Origin of the sequence: Mucilaginibacter gilvus, assembly GCF_004054195.1 — a bacterium.
In the GTDB taxonomy this organism is placed as follows: Bacteria; Bacteroidota; Bacteroidia; order Sphingobacteriales; family Sphingobacteriaceae; genus Mucilaginibacter; species Mucilaginibacter gilvus.
The window spans coordinates 1-18,768 of sequence record NZ_SBIW01000008.1; the positions used below are offsets into that span (position 1 = coordinate 1).

The following is an 18,768-nucleotide window of genomic DNA, read 5'->3' on the forward strand; positions in this document are numbered from 1 at the left end:
GTTTAAAAGAAATCCAGAAAGGCTCTTGTCCGGGAGTTCGGAAATCTTCCACTATTTGTTCACGTTTAACACATGAACGGCGTGAACATGCGTGAACGCCTCTTAATCAATACCTTAGCAATATCATATCCCCCTTTTACTGACACACTCGTGCCACCATGGGTTTTAGCCGTAGCCGTTATATTTGTGTGAAAGGTACATGCTGTAGCCTTTATAAACAGTTGCTGAGGTGATGAACGTGTTTTTTGTGCGCCCGGCAATACCCCGCTTTTACTACACACAGGTTATAGCCAGCGCCGGATAAGCAGCGAATTGTGCATCTCGGTAGGTTTGGTTAATAAGCTGATGCCGAAGCCGGCGGCGGGAAGCGGTGCGGTGATAGCACCGACAGCAAGTTAAGGTTGTGCTGTAGCAGGTTTAGTGTTGACAGAACGAGCTAAGGCCGATTTAGGAAGATGTTGTTAAATCCCTTTGCGCTATCGCGAGCAGCAACCCATGCTGTGCATAGTCTAAATTTAATTACATAAAAGCAGATCCTGACGAGTGTATGTAGCGCGGAGAATGGCATTGAGCAACCATGACTTCGTAAAATGCACGAGTAATCAGCGCACGCTCGCACTCGGCATACCCGCGCCAGGTTGGGTCCACCTCTTCCCATTCCGAACAGAGAAGTTAAGCCCGCCAGAGCCGATGGTACTGCAGTAAAATGTGGGAGAATAAGTCGGTGCCAAATCTTAATGCCTTAACGGCCTTAACAAGAACCCTTCGTAGTAATACGAGGGGTTTCTTCGTTTAGAGGAGTTTTTCCGGTCCATAGTCAATAATTGATTTCCTAACGCCGAAACACCTAATACGTTAACCCGATTGGCCATTCTCCCCCAGACCTCAAATAAAATACAGTTCTGTCTTTTGCCAGCCCTTTGTATACTCAGACTGTAAACTGAGTAGCGCTACCGTTTTCCATGCCATCAAATCATTCTAACTATTAAATCTCAAATAAGTTATAAAAAATATTGTTGTAGAATGTTCAACTCCTATATTTGGACAATAGTTGACCTGTTATATTATGTCCAAACGAAAATTGACCACATTTGGAGAATCGATCAAGCAGCTTAGAGTAGACCGTAAGCTTCCACAAAGGAAGATAGCCGCATACTTAGATATAGATGCATCTCTTCTCGCCAAATATGAACGGAACGTTCGGCAGCCCTCCAAAGAATTAATTGAAAAAATAGCAACATTATTCGGAGTAGATAGTAAAGATTTGATTAACGAAGCTTTTACTGACAAAATTGCCTATCAGATATTAGAAGAAGAGTTTGATAGCAAGTTGCTTAGGCTTGCAGAGGAAAAGGTTGAATATATTAAATCAAAGAAATAGCACAAATTATAGATGACACTTTCATTCTCAAAATCTAAATTAGAATTCGACAAAAAATTTGCTACGTCAAATGAGTTTAGCAATTTTTTACCCGAGCACTTACAGGTAAAGAAAACTACAATCCTGAAAGGAAAGAACGGGGCCAAAAATGAGCAGTATTATAAATGGCAATTTCTGTTTTCACTTATTAATTCTGGGATGTATATAAAAGACTATGTCGGAACAGAAGTATATTTTCCAAAAGGGAATAAAAATTCTGCTCCTATAAAGTTTGATTGTGCAATTTTTGATGATGTTAATTGGTTTGAGCACTATCAGTCATATCATCTTTTAAAAGATCAGGGTTCACTTGATTGGTTAAGACGTCATATAATTGCGGTTGTAGAGATAAAGAAAGAAGATAGTAAAGACATTGAAACAATATGGAATCAACAATTGAAACCAGCATTAAAGGAATCTGAAAACGGTTTCTGTTTGGGAGTCATATATGATACTGAGCGATTGTATCTATTTAAAAAACAAGGAGATTTATTTTTAAGACTAAATGAAGGGTTTAATACCAAAAAAGAAGATAGTCAAACAAAGGATTTACAGCTTCATCTAACCGATTCATATAATACAATACCCTCATTTGAACAGTTAATTCAAAAGGTATATCATCCTAAAATTGATAGATCAAAAAGAACTATTGATGATTTAGAGGTTATAAGCGGAGTGTATAGTACACAGCTAACGGATGGTATTTCGACAATACTTCGTACCATGGACAAGGTAAGTATGCAAAATCAAAGAGGCTACGAAATATTAATACAGATAATCGCCTTAAAAATATATGATGAAAAACGGAGTGCGAAAATTGAGTCGTTTTTGGACTGGCATAAAACCGACAAAGAAAAAGAACATATTGATCTCCTGTTTTTTGTAACATCAAAAGAAAGGAACTACACAAAAATATCCGATGACAATATACAATCCTTTATCGAAAGGATGCGTTTACTTTATGCAGAAGCATCACAATCTTATCAGTTTATCTTAAAACGTGATGATAGAGAAACTATCGCCTGGGAAAAAGAAGAGCACATAAGAATAATAGCTGAGGTTGTTGAGCAATTTCAAGACTATAGTTTTGTCAAATCCGACAAGTCTGATTTATATCAAATTGTGTTTCACAAATTTGCAAATGCATTTTCAAAAGCAGAAAAAGGACAATTTTTGACGCCGATTCCTATAATTGATTTTTTAGTGCAAATTGTAAATCCCAGAAGTACCGACAAAATAATCGATCCTACCTCGGGTATTGCAGATTTTCTATCTGTGTCATATGTTAACTCGAAAGGAACGTTGCAAGACAACAATATTTATGGCTTGGATAACGATGAACAAATGATAATGCTTGCGCAATTGAACATGCTGTTAAATGGAGATGGCAATGCAAAATTGGAATATAAGCCAGACAAAGGCTCTATAACTTGGAAATTTGATGATAGAGATAATTTAGTTGAGATAAACTCGAAGTTTCACAAAAATGGCAATTGGGATAATTGGAAAGATCAGACCAAATTAAAAAAATTCGATGTCGTTCTTACTAACCCTCCATTTGGCGAGGATAGGGCCTTTGAACCTAAGGATGTCAATGACAGGGAGGCCATCGAGTGCTACGAAATGTGGAATTTATATGGGGGAAAAAAAATTGACTTAGGAGTTGTTTTTCTAGAAAATGCTTATCGAATATTAAAAGATAATGGGCGAATAGGCATTGTTTTATCAAATTCAATTGCGTCAATCGACACACATAAAGAAGCGCGAAAATGGTTAATGAAAAAAATGAGAATTGTGGCAATATTTGATTTACCAGCCAATGTTTTTGGAGAAACCGGAGTAAACACTTCTGTGATTGTAGCCTATAAGCCCAGTGACAGGGATTTAAAAAAATTACAAGAACAAAATTATCAGGTTTTCTTTCGAGGAATAGAAAAAGTAGGTTATGAGGTTAAAACAAGCAAGAGAGTAAAGTTTTTTTCACCAATATACAAAATTAATCCAATCAATTTCGAAACTGTTATAGATGACGAGGGGCAAGTGCTATTAGACGAGGAATTTACCGACACAATTCACGACTTTAAAAAATGGTGTAACGGGCAGGAGAAAACATTGCAAGATCTATTTATAAAACGGAAATAGTATGAGTAGCCAGTATATTAATCAATATATAAAAGTTCCATTGTCAATTTCATTGAAAACGATTGAGGAAAAGGGATATACACTTTCTTCGTCTCAATACATGGACCTTAATATGCCAAACAGGAATTTTAAATTTGTTAAGGAATTCCTTTCGCGGCCACTTAAAAGAAGCGACTTAGGGAATGAAATTGGTAGCGTGAATTATATTACCCAATCACCTTTTTTTTTTATTAGAACAAAGGCTCTACAACCTCACACCTTTTTGCCTGAAATTACGTCAGAAACTACTTTGCCTATAATACCTAAAGTCTTTGTAAACAATAATTTAAGAGAAGGGGACCTGATCATATCTAAAGATAGTAACATTGGGGAAATTGCCATTCTTGATAGAGACTATAGCAATTTTATGATTTCTGGCGCGATATATAAATTACCCGTCAAACAAAATAAATATTATTTACTGGCGATGTTAAAGCATGCAATCTTTAGAGAGCAACTTGATTTTATGGTTCCAAAAGGGGCGACTATTAGACATGCGAAGACTCTATTTTTGGACTGTAAAATTCCGTTGCCAAATATTCATGCAGAGGAAACTATTCAATATGTAGAAATGCTTACTCAGGCGATAGTTAACAAAGAAAAACTAATAAAAGAGAGACACGAAAATATTTTGTTATCAATCGAAGAAGAACTAATAAATGGCAAGCAACAAACCGATTTTGAGTTTGAATATCCAGGTATAGACGAGGTTTTTATTAATGGAAGACTTGATACGGGATTATATAACGAGAAATTTAAAAAATGGAATTATTTAGTAAAAAACTATAAGAATGGGAGTGCGGATTTAATTTCAAGAGGCTTTGATTGGTCGAGAGGGACATCTTTAGAGAAAAATTTCATTAAGACTAGGGTAGACAGTGATAAATATCAAGAGGGTTTTTATGAATTAGTGCTGCCAACCAATATTAGTCTATATGGGTATGTTGACAAATCCTTGTATATAGGTACCCCAACTAAATTAAAAACGATATCTAAAGGAGATATTATATTTGGTGGTGAAGGATTTGGAAAGGGGCGCACTTACGTTGTTGTAGAGGAATCCAACAATGTGGCTACAAATTACCATGGAATTAGAATAATTAATAAAAACAAAGATTTGATAGAAAGCATCTTCATAAGATGCTTCCTTGCATTTTGGAGATCAAAAGGAATGATCGATTTTATTGGAGTAGGAGGATCTGGAGGCCATTGTGCTCCGTCCTATTTTCATCTTATTGAGACTCCTTTATTTGATAAAACTAAGCAAAGTCAAATTGCACGACTTTATCATAACGGGTCTTTAAACTACGATTTTAAAACATTTTCTTTAGTGAATTTTATGGAAATGGACGAAACGTATAACGTTCAAGCAGGAATTTACGAACTGGATAAAACGGCAAAGCAGCTAAAGATTCTTTTAGATCGAGCACTTGATCGCATTATAAATGATAAAGCGGTTGATTTTTTTGTATAATAACATTGCAAATGTTTGTGGCTTAGACTCCTCTACCAAAGCTGGACTGCTTATGGTAGAGGCTATGAAAATCAACTGTTCACCCCTAAACCCGATTGCAGCGAATACCGGCCTTCGTGCTTAATGCTTGTGCGCGTATAAACGGAAAGCGGGACCAACCCTAACCTAAGTACCACAACAGTACCTTTTCTTAAGTAGAAGCAAGAGTTAAGAATCAAGAGACAAGAAAGAAATGCATGGTGTTAAGGTCTTCGACAGGCTCAGACTGACGCGTGGAATATGCATTGGTCATACTTTTCCTGGGGTGCTGAAACAAGTTCAGCATGACGGTTGGGGTTATGTGTTGTGTTAAGGTCTTCGACAGGCTCAGGCTGACGCGTGGAATATACATTGGTCATACCCGTCCTGTGGGTGCTGAAACAAGCTCAGCATGATATGGTTTGCCATCGGTGTAATCTATCCTAAAATTGGTGCAATCACCAAATACTACTTCACTACCCGGTATACTATCCAGTTTTCGGTTTCGTATACTTTTTTAAAGATGAGCTGCGGCAGGGTACGTTTAATGCTCACCAGGTAGCGGTCGTTTAGTTGGGTGTAGCCAGTTACGAGGTTTTTGGCGGTGGCAATTACAATGTAGTCGGCAGCTTTATCGGGCGATTCTACGCCGCTCAGGAAGTTATCCTGGTAAGGCATGGTGAGCGATTTTATCTTCTGCGATTCTACAAACGCTACCACGCCGTAAGCGGTGGCATCGTCCATTAATATGTGGGCATCGTCGGGCAGGCTGTTAATGAAGCCGGCTACTTCGGCGTTGTCGGCCTGGGTGTGGTCTTCGGCACGGTTGGTGAGTACGCTCAGGAAGTTGCGGTCTTCTGCAATGGGCGATGTTTTGAGGAAATACCAGCCCGAATATAGCTGCACTATTACCGATAGCACCAGCAGGATCCTGAACGATTTCTGATTTTTTACGGTTTGCGATTTAAACATTACGCACAGAAACGCCAGTACTATAAATATGAGGTAGTATTGGTAGGCGAGGTAAACCTTATCGTACTTAAGGTGTAAAAACTCTATGAACGCAAAAGGCGTAAGCAGGGTGAGGATCTGGTAGGTGCTCTGCCTGAACAGGTAGATGGCTATCAATATCATGGGGCAGAACAGCAGCACCCGGGCCGATAACAGCAGGCTGATCTCGGGGATCTGATAAATATTGGTGGTGCTCTGCTGGTCGAAGCTGAGCTTATCTATCAGTACGTTCCAGGTTGCGTATGGGCTTTCGCTAAAGTAGTTAAGATCGCTTGCGTGGGTAAGGTTCAGTAGCTTATAACAAAGCACGGCAACCAGCGGCAGGGCAAACAAAATGATGTAGAGCGCGAAGGTTTTGTTCACCAGTTTACGCCTCAGCGATGGGCTGTTGAAGCTGAGAAACAGGCGAAAGATACTCTCCTGCTCGCCAAGGTTTAAGCTGTGGATGGTAATGGTAAGCACCAGCGGCAAAAAGAACAGCGTAAGCCATACAAACTTATAATCGCAAAAGATGAGGGTTACCAAACATATACTGGCAATAGATACGTGGAAGGTTGTATTGCTTCGGTAGAATTTGAGCAGGTTGAGGAAGAACAGGAAAAAGAAGATGAGTACCAGATAGGTGCTTTTTCCGGATGCCGCGGTATACAATATGCCGGGGTGAAACAGGAAGATGGCCAGCAGCAGGTACATAAAAAAATCGTCGTCGCGGCGTTTAATCAGTGTACTTGCAATTACATGAAACAACATGCCCGTACCAATGGCCGACGCGAGGGCCGGTGCAAGGGTATAGCTGATGGAGGTGAAAAAGAAGGTAGCCATAAAGGGGATCATGGGTGATGTTAGCCCCATTACCTTTAAGCGTGCGCCTACGCCATCAAACACTATCCTTGTTTTTTCGATGTAGAACAGCGACTCGTGGTTGTAGTACCCTAAATTGTTAAGATATATGGCAGCCACCAGGTAATATATGATCAGTATAACCGTGAGGGAGATTAAATATAGCGACCTGCTGATTCTCATTTATTTAACAACGTTTGTTGGGTTATTAACTTTGCTTAAGCCGTGGTTTGTTTTTTCCCAGTAGAACGGATTGGTAATTAGTTGGTAAAGCCCCTTATAAGCCGATATGCTGTGCATTAGCCAGTAAATGGGGTTGGCTATGGCAAATAATATTAACTCGTAGTAGCGCCTTTTAAATACCGCCATCATGTTTATGTATATCATGAGGATGTTACCCACCATAAGGTTAAAGATAGACATGAAGAGCACCCAATCCGGAAACAGGGTACGGATAGATGACAGATCGAACACGATATAGCAGATGAAAAAGGTTAACAGCAGCGGGTACACCAAAAATATAACAGGTGTGGCACCAATAAAGAAGTTAAAGCCGAGGAAACCTTTCCAGCCTATCTTTTTTATGAGTGCTGCAGGGTCGCGCATGTGTACCAGGTAGGTTTGCATGTAACCCTTTATCCATCGGCTGCGCTGGCGGATCCAGTTGAAGGGTTCGTTGTTGGCTTCTTCGTAAGTGGTAGAGTTGATGATGGCAATTTTGTGGCCCTTTGCATAAGCGCGTACGCCAAGGTCGGCATCCTCTGTTACGTTGAAGGGATCCCAGGCACCAAGATCAACCAGTTCCTGCAGTTTAAAGTGGTTACTGGTACCACCAAGCGGGATAGGGATATCCAGGGTATCCAAACCGGGCAGCATATAATCAAACCAGTACGAGTACTCCAGGGTAAACATACGGGTAAGGAAATTCTCGTTACGGTTGAAGTAGTTGAGCGCACTTTGTATACAAATGTATTCCGAAGGCAGCTTGCCAAACAACGACACTACTTTCTTTAGCTGATCGGTATCGGGGATATCCTCTGCATCGTAAATGGTAAGGTATTTACCGCGCGCAAAGTGCAGGCCGTAGTTACAAGCCTTAGGCTTGGTTTTGGGCATATGGTAAGGTACTACGATCACTTCAAATATAGCCGGGAAATCCAGGTTGCGTACCGCATTAAGGGTTTTATCGTCGTCTTCCTCTATCAGCAGCTTTACATCCAGCTTGTGGCGGGGGTAATCAATAGCCTGTAAGTTCCAGATGAGCTTTTTAATCAGTTTATCTTCCTTGTATACCGGCAGCAGAATGGTGTATATGGGTAGCTCGTCATCAAATACCAGCTTAAGCTCCTCTTTGGTAACCGCCTGGTGCAGCTCAAACCTCGACCCAACCAGCGCCAAAAACAGCTTGAAGATGATAGCCACCAAAAAAAACGAACTGATGATAACGTTGATGATGATGGAGGTATTCTTGAAACTTAATACCAACCCTACGGCTACAAGCGCTATCAGTACAAAAATAAAAACCAGCTGTGCTGATGAAAACGTAACCACCGCTGAGCTATCCGGATCGCGCTTCATCAGTTCAAAAACGGATGATTTAAGGTATTTATCGCCAATTAATTTATTACTGAGCCAGATAATATCAAGGTCCGACGCGATGATGATATGAGGGTCCATATCATAGGTGAACCGTATAAAATCTTTAAATAGTTCATCATCCGGGTTAGCCATTACCGTTACTACCTTACCATTTTCAATACGCAGCGGCAGGGCCAGGTGCTCGTTGGCAAACGAGAGGTCTATTTTATCTAAAACAGCCTGGTCGTATTCCATTTCCCTTATCTGGGCAAAGTCAATACCAGCGTTGTTTAAAGATCGCTCGTAGTTTTTGCGGGATATATAGCCAAGCGTAAGCGCTATCTTGATAAAAGATAAGCCACTTTCGCTTGAGTAACTGTCAATCTTCGCACGATCAGTCGCAGTAATAAACCCATCATTGATCAGTAACTCAGGAATCGACATCGCTATGAAAAATTAATAGGTTAGTAAATGAATATGCACCAGGTACATTAATCATTAAATAACTCCTGTGATTTTTGAACTTTAGAGCGTACATAAAGGAATGACAATAATATGAGCACTAATATGGCCAGCAGTATGTACAGGTTGTAACTATCCCAAAACCGGGTAATTGCGCTTTTGGTATCTATGTACTCCAGGTTATCGCTGCTTTTGTTAATGTTGAACAGGTATTTGTTGTTGTTTACGTCAGAGATACAAACGTTACTGCTTAAAGTAGATAACTGCTCGGTGATAGATTTTGATGCCGACAGGAATGCCTCCGCCAAATGCTTACCGGTAGCGGTTAACACCAATGTGGCATTATTGCTTCGGCCGTAGAAGATTTGCGCAAGGCCGTTGGAGGTAGTATCCGACAGGGAATACACGATGGTATTATTATCGGTATTGTACAGGCGGAAATTCCGCTCGAAATTGATCGGCGCATCCGGGAACTCCTTAAACATCTTGTCGTCTTTACTTAAAAGCGCGATGATGTTATTCTTTTTAAGGTCGGCAGGGGGAACATCTACCGAGTATACAAATTCCGGGAAGTTGTTTGCGTTAATGTTGTTGTTCAGCTCGTATATGATCTCGCCCATGGCGCCCGCAGCGTATTTTGCGTAATCTTTTGTTACCACTATTTTGGTAACACCGCTGTTAAATGCCTCTGGGTATTGATAAAAACTCAGGTCGCTGGTGATGAACGGGTTTTTAGATTCGAGGTAAGATTTATCAACGTCAACCTCGGCAAAAAAGTTGGTAAAGCTGTTTTTACAGTTACCATTGTTGGGGTAGAACCTGAACTCGGCCTCCAGCGTGTTGTATTTATGGTGCTGGTAACGGTTAATAGTAACGGTGGTGTTTAGCTTGCCCGATGCATCCAGCTTTTCGCTGCTTAACAATAAACCGTTAAGGTAAATATTAAAGAAACCACGGTCGCCCGGGTTAAGGCTGCTGTAATTAGCTACTATTCGGATCTCTACTTCTTTTGGGGTGAAGCTAAAATCGGAGTTTTTAAAGTTGAATGCGCTTTTTAAAGAACCTATACCCGATAGGAAATCGCTTACACCCCCAATTTGCTTTAGCGATAGCTTAGAGCGGTTCTCGTCGACTGTTTTAAAGAACTGGTTCTGCGCTTTGTTTACCAGCAGGTAATCGCCAAAGGTTGAGTTTAAGATGTTCATATTACCCAACGCGGTGATGGTTTTTTCATAACCTGCATCGTCGCCGCCGGTTACAAACAAGATCTCGGTAGGCACTACTTCTTGTGAAACGGATTTTACCGGCAGCAGACGGCCTTTCACATCAACCATACGTGTTATGGTATCTGTTACGGTGCTAATTGCTTTGTGCAGGTAAAATAAACCCTGGTTGTTTTGCGGGGTAACTTTCACTAAAGGGCGCTTATTGGCCGGTAGCGACGAAATGTTGCCTACCATAATGTAGTTACGCACGGTATCGGGCAGTTTGTTATTCTCGTAAACGCGGATGTTTTTTTGCTGCGTTTTCTTTAACCTGGAGTAAGCCCATGCAACCGCCTTCAAATCGTGCAGGGTTGGGTTAGATGGGTATACAATAGCAGTTTTGCTATCAAAACAGTTGCTGATATTTATATTGTTAAAAAAGTTTTTGTTGCTTTTTACTAACGATAGGTATGAATAATTTTTGATCTTAAGCCACATCGCGGGGTTATCCAGATCGCGGCATTGGTCATCGGTAATGGTCAATAAGGTTTTAACGGCAATCTTCAGGTAGTTATCCGGCGATACGTCAGCCCTGGTAAGGTTAATAGAGATCTTTTGAATAGAATCTTTAGTAAGGCGAGCGCTATATACCGGTTTTGCGCCGATGAACAGGTTAACGTACGATTTCTCCCGTATTAGCGCCTGTGATGGCTCAAAGTAGATGACAAGTTTACTCCCGTTTAATTCATATTGTGGAGTGATCTTGAAATAGAACGAAGTTGCACCGCTCATTCCGTAAACGGTTTCGTCATCGTCATGGCCCATCGCTTTGAACGACATAATAGTAGTCTGCGCAAAAGATGTTGTGCTTAGAATTATAAAAGCCAATAAGGTCAATAATCTCTTCATCAGGTTGTTAGTATTAGTTTATTACGTAAAATTCTACTCTAAAATAGTTGCCGTTATCATCGCTGCGGTACATCATATCCCCACCAAGTTCTTTGGTCATCAGCTTGGCTATGGATAAGCCCAGCCCAAGGCGGCTCTCTATACTTGCAGACGCATCGTTAAGTGTTTTAAGCTTGTTAAACATCATATCAAGTTCCTGCTGGCCAATAGCAACGCCTTCGTCTATAATTTCAAAAACAAATTTCTGGCGCTGCAAACTTGTAACAATTTTTATGTTGTTGTTTGTTTGCGAAAACTTTATAGCATTTGAGAGTAGGTTTTGGAACACCTGCCCGGCAAATACCCTATCCAGCTTCACATTCAACGGTAATTTCAGGATGTTATCAACCAGGTGAATGTTCTTCATCTGGGCGGTTTCCTGCAAGCCCTTAAAAACATGTAATACCTCGGCGTTGATATCAAAGATCTCCATGTTGAATTTCATCTCCGGCGATTCTATCTCTTTCACATCCATCAGCTTGTTCAGCATGTACTGCATTTTCTCGGCCGATTCTGAAATGTAGCTGCTCATTTCCTTTTGATCGGAACTGAGGCGATAATCCTCTTCCTTAAGCATGTTATTGCTCATGATGATCTGGCCAATGAGGTTCTTCAGATCGTGCCCGGCAATATTAATAAAGCTGTTCTTCTGGTCGTCCAGTTTGCGCAGCTGCTCGTATTGGCTGTCTATAATATTGTTTTTCTCGTTAATGTCGCGATTTTGGTCTTTCAGCTGGTCGTTAGATTTTTCTATCAAGATCTGCGAGCGTACCTCGCGCGCTATAACCTTATATCGCGCGTTTGGTATTAAGCAGGAAATAAACGCGATCACAAAAAAGAAGTTACCGCCAGTGCTCACAACCAGATCCAGCGGGTACTCGCTAAGCAGGTTATAAAAAATGGCAAGCAATAAAATCGCCAACAGGGTTTGGATAACAGAGTTTATTGGTTCCCAAAATACCTGCAGGTTAAAAAACAACAAAATGGCAGAGTAAGTGAGGAAATATATAAGCTGCGCCTCTAACTTTACAATATTGCAAAGTATGGCAGAGGTAAGAGAAAGAAAGAAAAAACAAAGGTGCAATAACAACCGGTAATTGTACTTTTTGGTTTGGAAGAAATTGTAGAGCCCTAATATGATAAGTACGGTAATGATGCGAACAATAGCAAATTGCAGCCATATATCATTTGAATATACGAAATCGACAATGGTAAAAAGGATAGGGTATATAAAAACAATAGACCAAATAATATTATTAGTTTGGTACCACGCCTTTTTTAATATTTCCTTTTTATATTCCTCTTTTGATATTTGAACAAACATTATTTGTTAAATTATAATAAGATTTTAGATCAGTTAATAGTAACACGATTAAATACTTTGAAAAATACAACTCTTAAACGATATTGTGTAAAACTACCGGTAAGGGCGTTATTTATAGCTTTGATTATAATTATGCAGTGCCTTAATGCAAAAAGCAAACCAATTCCCTCAAACGAAAGGTTATTGGCCTTTAAACGTGCAAAAAGCCTAAACAATGCAGTAAGTATTTCATGGCTGGAACAATGGTGGAATAAGGACGTTTTAAGTATAAACCCTATCAAAAAAAGCGACTATGAGTTAATTAAAAAACTTAAAATTACAAGCATCCGCCTCCCTGTAGCTTTCGAACACTTCGAAACTACGAAAATTCCGGTTGAGAAAGTATTTGCTCACATTGATGAAGTTTTGAAACAATGTAAGTTATACGATATAAAATTGATCATAGATTACCACTACGGTAAAATAAATGATAATAACTATTTAACCGAGACCCTAAAGGTGATTAACTCTTGGTTATTATTAACCAAAAAGTATAAAAAAGAGAGCCCCAACCTGCTTTTTTTTGAAATATATAACGAACCGCCCCACATAGACCCCAAAGTGTGGAAAGATGCGGCGTATAATATTGTTACCGCTATACGCAAAGTTGATGCCAAGCGGACACTGATAGTTGGCGCATCAAACTATAACAGTATTTATGAGCTGAGCCGCATGGAAAGATTGGCCGACGAGAACATTATTTACACTTTTCATTTTTACGAGCCCTTTTTATTTACTCACCAGGGTGCCGATTGGGTGGGCGATCAGGTGGCTACAACGGGCATCCCCTTCCCCTATAATGCAAAAACTTACCCGCCTATAAACCCCGCTGTAATTGGTACCTGGGGCGAGAATAATTATTTTCAATACAGGATTGATGGCAACGAGCAATCGATAAAAGATAAATTACAGATAGTAAAGAACTGGAGCAATAAGTATTATGTACCCATTATTTGTGGCGAATATGGCGTTTACCGAAAGTATACCGATGAGGATAGCAGGTGCCGGTATATTAAAGCGGTGCGCATGGCATTGAAAAATTTAGATATCCCGGGAATTCATTGGGATTACAGCAGCAATTTTTCGATATTTAACGGTCCGCCGTCTGTAAAGAATTTGTCAGACGGGATGAAAGAGGCAATTGATTATAAACCGGCAAAACAATAATATAATTTAATTGATTAACTTTGTAAGCTAACACTGTACTATGCATTTTTTCGAAGAAAAACGTAAGGAGGTAATGTCACATATCGAGCCCCACATGCTCGAGAAGATGTTCGAATACCTTAAACCTATCGATACCATTTGGCAGCCGTCAGATTTTTTGCCTGATGCATCCCGGTCTACTTTTTTCAGCGAGATAAAAGAATTGCAGGAAAGCGCGAAGGGCTTATCTTACGATTTGATAGCGGTACTTGTTGGTGATACCATCACCGAGGAAGCTTTGCCAACCTACGAATCGTGGTTAACCATGGTAGAAGGCGTATCTGACAACGAAGAAGGCGGCTGGATGAAATGGACCCGCCACTGGACTGCCGAAGAGAACCGCCACGGCGACCTGCTGAACAAATACCTTTACCTGAGTGGCCGCGTAAACATGCGCATGATGGAGGTAAGCACACAGTATCTGATAGCCGATGGCTTTGATATTGGTACCGGCCACGACCCATACCGCAACTTTATTTACACCTCTTTCCAGGAGCTGGCTACAAATGTATCTCACCGCAGGGTGGCATCACAGGCTAAAAAAGATGGTGATGCATTGCTCTCAAAAATGTGTGGTGTTATTGCCGGTGATGAAGCCCGCCACGCTAAAGCGTACAAATACTTTATTGAGAAAATTTTTGAAGTAGACCCCAATGAGGCTATGCTTGCCTTTGAGGATATGATGCGTAAGAAAATTGTAATGCCTGCACACTTCCTGCGCGAAGTAGGTTTAAAAATAGGCCAAACCTTTGGCCACTTTACTGATGCTGCCGAACGCCTTGGTATTTACACCGCGCTGGATTATGTAGATATCCTGAAAGAACTTATTGAAGACTGGCACATTGAAAGCGCTACCGGTTTAGAGGAAAATGGCGAAAAAGCCCGTGACTACATCATGAATCTGCCTGCCCGCTTACTGCGTGTAGCCGAGCGTATGAAAAACCCAATGCTCGAATACAAATTCAGCTGGATAAACGGATAATATAGCTTAAACAATATTTAAGAAGCCTCCCGACTAACGTTGGGAGGCTTTTTGTTTTGGGACTACTCTGGTTTAACCTTAAACCCCGGCGTTTTATAATCCTTATCCACATAATCGTTAGGGATCTGGATGTGGTTACCATCGCGCAGGGCACTGTAATGCGGCGACATAATTTCTACGCCTGCCTCGTTAAACTTATCCTGTATGTTTTGGTGCAGCCGCGAGTATATCACCGCCATTTTATTTGGCTGATCGGTGTAGGCGTTTACCTGGTAGCTCACGTTAAAATCGTTAAGGGCGGTTTGCAGCACAAAGGGGCTTGGCTCAGGCAATATACCTTCGGTGGATCTGGCGGCGCTGACCATCAGGTTTTGTATTTGCTCCCATGGTGCATCGTAGCCTATGGTGATGGTCGTGTTTAATATCAGCCCTAAAGTTTTAGCAGTGGAAGTATAGTTTACCGTATGCCCACCTAATACAGACGCATTCGGGATGGTAATATCTTCGTTTTTAATAGTGCGGATCCGGGTAACCAGCAGGTTTTTTTCGATCACATCGCCGGTGATCTCGCCAATTTTCACCCTGTCGCCCAGTTTAAAGGGGCGCATATAAGTAAGCACAATACCCGAAACCATATTGGATATAGCCGACGATGAACCAAACGAGAATAACACCCCTAAAAATACAGTAACCCCCTGGAATATTTTAGAATCGGACCCCGGCAGGTAGGGGAATACCACCACAAACATAAAGGCATAAAGCAGCACTTTAATAATATTGTAGGTAGGCATTGCCCATTCGGGATAAAAGCCATTTACGGAAAACGCGCCCTGCTCAATTTCCTTGGCTATAAATTTTACCAGTTTTATAATGTAATGGGTAACAATATATATCACCGCAATAGTGAGCATATTGGGGATATAATGTAAAAATGCCAGGGCGATGCTTTTCAGTGGGGTTAATACGTAGCCAAGCAACAGCGTGGCCATGGGCTTTGATGCCGGGAAGATAAAGAACAATACAGGCAGCGCCAAATAAACCAGCAGAATGATGATCACAAACCGGGCTATCCTGAGCAGGTTATTTATCAGTGGGAAAATACGGTTGGCGTAACCCACCGGCGCGCCCTTGGCGGCCAGCTTATCGAGCCGGCTCTCCCAGGCTTTTATAATTTTTAATTTAAGCCAACGGAAGCCACGGTTAACCGCCCATATAAAACAAATAAGCAGTACAATTACGGCAACGGCCTCCAGTATGTTTATTATAATTTGTTTAATGCTGTTATTCTCAAAAACGTTCCCCAGTTTTTTCTTCAGAGTGCTTAGGTAGCTGGCAGCTAATTGCGGGCGGTTAAGTTCGGTAAAGGCGGCATCCTTATCGTTCAGCGCCAGTATCATTTGCGATTTGTAGAAGATCACCGATATAGAGGTGTCGTTTTTAACCGTGAGCGAATCGGGATTAAAATCCATCCGGTTAAGCAGGCTGTTGATGCGGTGGGTAATTACTTCCGCCCGTTCCTTCGGGTTAAACATCCCCTGCCCGGCATAAACTTTAAACAGCGTATCCTCGTTGATGACGATAGGCTCACCAGCCGCAGGCGCAACGTTTTGGGCACGCGCAAAAAACGAAGCACATAATAATAATATTAGTAAAAGGTCTCTTATCCGCATCGAAGCTTTTTTATGTTAAAGCTAAAAATAAATATCCGGATATAGGGGGGGTAGCTTTATCCTTCCAAAACCAAGTCGGTACCTAAGCCGCCGGATAGGTCGTCGAACAGGCTATTGAGGATAGATTCAACGGTTATCGAATTTACATCATCCACATAATGTTCGTTACGGGTTATCCATAGCTCTTGCCCTTGCACTTCTATGGTAAATAAGTCGCCCTCGTAAAAGTCGGGTTGAGATATGGTTACGCCGGCAGGTGTTTTCAGAACGCGGAAGCTGATATCACTTTGCCTCTGTTTTTGAAAAACAGGGTTCAACTGTTCTTGCAGATGTTTAAAAAGTTCGCCGTTACTAATCGGTTTATGCAGGGTGATGATCTTCATGATATTGGTATTTGATATATTTACAATCGCTTGTACTTATTGTTTACACGGCACTTTTATTTAAGCCGCCAAAACAGGAGTTTTGCTTTAATCGTTCATATATAAAACTACCGCTATGAAATATAAATTATTGGGCCGCTCGGGCCTTAAAGTGTCCGAACTTTGCCTGGGTACCATGGGTTTTGGCACCGAAGCCGGCTGGGGAGCAGATGCCGCCACCAGCTTTGAAATTATGGATGCCTACGCTAACCAGGGCGGCAACTTTTTAGATACCGCCAATATATACAAACTGCGCACAAGCGAAAAGATCATCGGTGACTACATGAGCAACCACGACCGCGATTACTTTGTACTGGCAACCAAATACAGTTTAAAGGATAATATCACCAACCCCAACGCCAGCGGCAACAACCGCAAAAACATGATGCGTAGTGTGGAAGAAAGCCTGAAACGGCTGAAGACAGATTTTATAGATGTACTGTACCTGCATATATGGGACGATATCACCCCGATAGACGAAGTGCTCCGCGCCATGGACGACCTGATTAAACAAGGTAAGATAACCTATGCGGCCATCAGCGATACACCCGCATGGGTAGTGGCAAAGGGCAACACCCTTGCCGAACTGATGGGCTGGAGCCAGTTTATAGCCCTGCAGGTAGAGTACAGCCTGCTTGCCCGCACCGCTGAGCGCGAGCTGATCCCTATGGCCAAACATTTCGGTATGACGGTTACGCCATGGGCGCCATTAGCCGGCGGTGCCTTAACTGGTAAATACCTTAAAGGCGATAAGGGCCGCATTAAACCCGAAAGCAACCGCCTGAGCGACCGCGCCGAGAAAATAACCCGCGTAGTGATGGAGATTGCCGAAGAACTCGGCGTATCCGAAAGCCACGTTGCCCTGCAATGGACCATGAGCAAAGGTTTTCAATGCATCCCCATAGTTGGCGCTACCAAAGTATATCAGCTAAAAGACAACCTGAAAACAGTCGATGTAAAACTAAGCGCCGAACAGATACAGAAACTGGATGATGCCAGTAAAATAGAATTAGGCTTCCCCGGCGATTTCTTTAACGAAGATGCCGTGAAAATGAACTCATTTGGAGGGTTTTATGATAAGGTGGAGAAGCGATAAGGATGAAAATAATAATTGTATATATACTAATCGCCTTTAGTTGTTTAGTATCTAACCGGACTTCAGCCCAAACCCGTAACCTCAACGTCGTTTACATCGGTAATAGCATTACTTACGGTGCGGGTTTAGATAGCCCTGCTATCCAGGCCCCACCGGTAATTGCTTCGGAATGGCTAAAAAAGCAAAAAGGAATTGGTGCGGTGAATTTCAGTAACCAGGGACATAGCGGGTACACTACGCTCGATTTTTTGCCCGGCACGCCGGCGTTTATTGCAGTAGTGCAAGCGGCGAAAGCTTTTAAGCAGGAGGATGCGTTGCTCATCTTCTCCGTCAAAATAGGCACTAATGATAGCGCTGTAAAAGGCACGCATGGCGCACCTGTTTCCGTTGAGGACTACAGAACCAACTTAAAAGCTATAACCGACACCTTACTGAAATATTTCCCAAATGCTGTAATGATTTACCAGCACCCGGTTTGGTATAGCCCTAACACCCAAAACGGCGCGACCTATTTGCAGGAAGGACTAACTCGCCTGCAAACGTATATCCCTGTAATAGACGCGCTGGCGGCTGATTATAAAGTGGTAAATCCCCACCATGTTTTTGTGGGCGATACTAAAGCATTCGGTTATTTTAAAGCGAATTACCTAACAGATTTCCAGGCGGAGCAGGGCAGGCAAGGGATTTTCTACCTGCACCCTAATAAAAAGGGCGCCATTGCCTTGGGCGGGTTTTGGGGGAAGGCGATATACAAGGTGGTGAAGAGGTTGTCGAAAATATAACACACGTCCTTAAACCCACAACACGTGCCGAAACCACATCGTAACGGCTGGCTAATCAATAAATCAAGGATCAGACAATCAAGCTGATAAACTATTTTCAGATTTCATAA

General features: G+C 41.6%; 13 protein-coding genes and 1 rRNA gene. 8 read left to right on the forward strand and 6 right to left on the reverse strand.

Translation table 11 applies throughout. The annotated features are described in order from the left end of the window. Positions 1 to 618 precede the first annotated feature (618 nt). The 4 genes from rrf (at position 619) to EPL05_RS16810 (ending at position 5,075) form a co-directional block, all read left to right on the forward strand. Positions 619 to 733: ribosomal RNA gene (gene rrf / locus EPL05_RS16795) — 5S ribosomal RNA — on the forward strand. Between the two features lie 333 nt (positions 734 to 1,066). Beyond that, on the forward strand, positions 1,067 to 1,381 hold the full coding sequence (locus tag EPL05_RS16800; RefSeq protein WP_128535151.1) for a helix-turn-helix domain-containing protein: 315 nt from the start codon (positions 1,067 to 1,069) through the stop codon (positions 1,379 to 1,381). Between the two features lie 12 nt (positions 1,382 to 1,393). Beyond that, positions 1,394 to 3,562, forward strand: a complete 2,169-nt coding sequence (locus EPL05_RS16805; protein WP_128535152.1) for an HsdM family class I SAM-dependent methyltransferase — start codon at positions 1,394 to 1,396, stop codon at positions 3,560 to 3,562. 1 nt (position 3,563) lies between these two features. Beyond that, entirely contained in the window at positions 3,564 to 5,075 is a 1,512-nt protein-coding gene (locus EPL05_RS16810) for a restriction endonuclease subunit S domain-containing protein (protein ID WP_128535153.1), read from the forward strand. A gap of 486 nt (positions 5,076 to 5,561) precedes the next feature. Here EPL05_RS16810 and EPL05_RS16815 read toward each other — a convergent pair whose 3' ends face one another. From EPL05_RS16815 to EPL05_RS16830, 4 genes are read right to left on the reverse strand one after another with little or no spacing between them, the layout of a single operon-like run. After that, positions 5,562 to 7,127, reverse strand: coding sequence for a hypothetical protein (locus tag EPL05_RS16815; RefSeq protein ID WP_128535154.1), 1,566 nt, complete (start codon positions 7,125 to 7,127; stop codon positions 5,562 to 5,564). Next, positions 7,128 to 8,966: a glycosyltransferase gene (locus tag EPL05_RS16820; RefSeq protein ID WP_128535155.1), complete on the reverse strand. Its 1,839-nt coding sequence runs from the start codon at positions 8,964 to 8,966 to the stop codon at positions 7,128 to 7,130. Positions 8,967 to 9,013: 47 nt separating this feature from the next. After that, on the reverse strand, positions 9,014 to 11,098 hold the full coding sequence (locus EPL05_RS16825; protein WP_128535156.1) for a cellulose biosynthesis cyclic di-GMP-binding regulatory protein BcsB: 2,085 nt from the start codon (positions 11,096 to 11,098) through the stop codon (positions 9,014 to 9,016). Between the two features lie 13 nt (positions 11,099 to 11,111). Then, positions 11,112 to 12,461, reverse strand: a complete 1,350-nt coding sequence (locus EPL05_RS16830) for a sensor histidine kinase (RefSeq protein WP_128535157.1) — start codon at positions 12,459 to 12,461, stop codon at positions 11,112 to 11,114. 132 nt (positions 12,462 to 12,593) lie between these two features. Here EPL05_RS16830 and EPL05_RS16835 point away from each other — a divergent pair, with 132 nt between their 5' ends. Next, a complete protein-coding gene (locus EPL05_RS16835; protein WP_128535158.1) occupies positions 12,594 to 13,667 on the forward strand; it encodes a glycoside hydrolase family 5 protein in 1,074 nt (357 codons plus the stop codon). A 40-nt stretch (positions 13,668 to 13,707) separates the two neighbouring features. Next, positions 13,708 to 14,688, forward strand: coding sequence for an acyl-ACP desaturase (locus EPL05_RS16840; RefSeq protein ID WP_128535159.1), 981 nt, complete (start codon positions 13,708 to 13,710; stop codon positions 14,686 to 14,688). 62 nt (positions 14,689 to 14,750) lie between these two features. Here the strand turns inward: EPL05_RS16840 and EPL05_RS16845 are convergent, their stop codons facing one another. Further along, positions 14,751 to 16,358: a mechanosensitive ion channel family protein gene (locus EPL05_RS16845; RefSeq protein WP_128535160.1), complete on the reverse strand. Its 1,608-nt coding sequence runs from the start codon at positions 16,356 to 16,358 to the stop codon at positions 14,751 to 14,753. Between the two features lie 56 nt (positions 16,359 to 16,414). Beyond that, positions 16,415 to 16,741: a hypothetical protein gene (locus tag EPL05_RS16850; RefSeq protein WP_128535161.1), complete on the reverse strand. Its 327-nt coding sequence runs from the start codon at positions 16,739 to 16,741 to the stop codon at positions 16,415 to 16,417. 115 nt (positions 16,742 to 16,856) lie between these two features. Here EPL05_RS16850 and EPL05_RS16855 point away from each other — a divergent pair, with 115 nt between their 5' ends. Both EPL05_RS16855 and EPL05_RS16860 read left to right on the forward strand, forming a co-directional pair. Continuing rightward, a complete protein-coding gene (locus tag EPL05_RS16855) occupies positions 16,857 to 17,876 on the forward strand; it encodes an aldo/keto reductase (RefSeq protein WP_128535162.1) in 1,020 nt (339 codons plus the stop codon). Positions 17,877 to 17,878: 2 nt separating this feature from the next. After that, entirely contained in the window at positions 17,879 to 18,658 is a 780-nt protein-coding gene (locus tag EPL05_RS16860; protein WP_128535163.1) for an SGNH/GDSL hydrolase family protein, read from the forward strand. Positions 18,659 to 18,768: the final 110 nt, after the last annotated feature.